This is a genomic window from Streptomyces otsuchiensis (assembly GCF_004305975.1).
Taxonomy (GTDB): Bacteria; Actinomycetota; Actinomycetes; order Streptomycetales; family Streptomycetaceae; genus Streptomyces; species Streptomyces otsuchiensis.
The window spans coordinates 1-1486 of record NZ_BHZI01000517.1; the positions used below are offsets into that span (position 1 = coordinate 1).

The window sequence follows — 1486 nt, forward strand, 5'->3', positions numbered from 1 at the left end:
GCCCACCACAGACCCGGAGAACCCACCCGTGCCCCACACCGCAGCGCCGGACCGCTACGACGCCATGACCTACCGCCGGTGCGGCCGCAGCGGCGTACTGCTGCCCACCGTCTCCCTCGGCCTGTGGCACAACTTCGGCGACGCGACCCCGGCGTCCACCCGGCGCGAGGTGCTGCTTCGCGCCTTCGACCGGGGCGTCACCCACATCGACCTCGCCAACAACTACGGCCCGCCCTACGGCTCCGCGGAGACCAGCTTCGGCACCGTCCTCGCCCAGGACCTGCGGCCCTACCGCGACGAGCTGTTCGTGGCCTCCAAGGCCGGGTACGACATGTGGCCCGGGCCCTACGGCGACGGCGGCTCCCGCAAGTACCTCCTCGCCAGCCTCGACCAGACGCTGCGCCGCACCGGCCTGGAATACGTCGACGTCTTCTACTCGCACCGCTTCGACCCCGACACGCCGCTGGAGGAGACCCTCGGCGCACTGGACACGGCGGTCAGGCAGGGCAAGGCCCTCTACGCCGGGATCTCCAACTACCCCGCCCCGCAGCACGAGCGGGCGGTCGAGATCCTCACAGCGCTGGGCACTCCGCTCCTCCTCCACCAGGTGGCCTACAGCATGCTCGACCGCCGCCCCGAGGACGGCGTGCTGAGCGCGGCGGGCGACTCCGGCACCGGCGTGATCGCCTACTCGCCGCTGGCACAGGGCCTGCTGACCGACCGGTACCTCACCGGCGAGGTACCGGCCGGCTCGCGTATGGCCCAGGGACGGTTCCTGCGGCGGGAGGCCCTCGGCCCCCGGCGGCTGACCGCGCTGCGGGCCCTGCGCGACCTCGCCGCCGGACGCGGCCAGACCCTGGCTCAGCTGGCCCTGACCTGGGTGCTGCGCGACCCGCGCGTGGTCTCGGTGATCGTCGGGGCCTCCAGCACCGACCAGCTGGACCAGAACCTCGACGCCGTCGCCGGACCGCCGCTCACCGACGCCGAACTGGCCACCGTCGACACGCTGCTGGCCGACGCTTCGGACAGCCCGCACGGCGGCGCCGCGAACTGACCCGCCCCGCCGGCCGGCCGCCCACAGCGCGCCGCCGCCTGCCCTCCGCCGGTGCTACGGTCTGACCGTCGACGCCGGCGGAGCCGCGCACCAGCCCGCGCCGGGCCGGTCCGGGCCGCCCGGCGGCGCACCGCCACCCCGGCGCCGTGGTGGCGGACAGGACCAATGCGGCGGAGACAGGGCGGGGCACCCATGGCGGACCACGGACAGCACGCGTACATCGGCTCGTTCACCTCGCAGGGAGGACAGGGCGTCACCGTCGCGACCGTGGACCCGGCCACCGGCGCGCTCCGCGCGGTACGGGAGCTGCGTCCCCTGCCCGACCCCTCCTACCTCGCCCTCACCCCCGACGGCGCCGCGCTCTGCGCGGTGGGGGAGACCGCTGACGGAGCCGTCCGCGTGCTCTCCCTCGCCGACCCCGCCGCGCAGAGC

The 1486-nt window shown here is 75.2% G+C and carries 2 protein-coding genes; both read left to right on the forward strand.

The genetic code is table 11. The features are described from left to right. Window positions 1-28: 28 nt before the first annotated feature. Window positions 29-1054, forward strand: a complete 1026-nt coding sequence (locus E0D90_RS25575; RefSeq protein WP_130800286.1) for an aldo/keto reductase — start codon at window positions 29-31, stop codon at window positions 1052-1054. Between the two features lie 192 nt (window positions 1055-1246). After that, the coding region (locus E0D90_RS25580; RefSeq protein WP_157996958.1) for a beta-propeller fold lactonase family protein at window positions 1247-1486 on the forward strand (240 nt) is incomplete at its 3' end.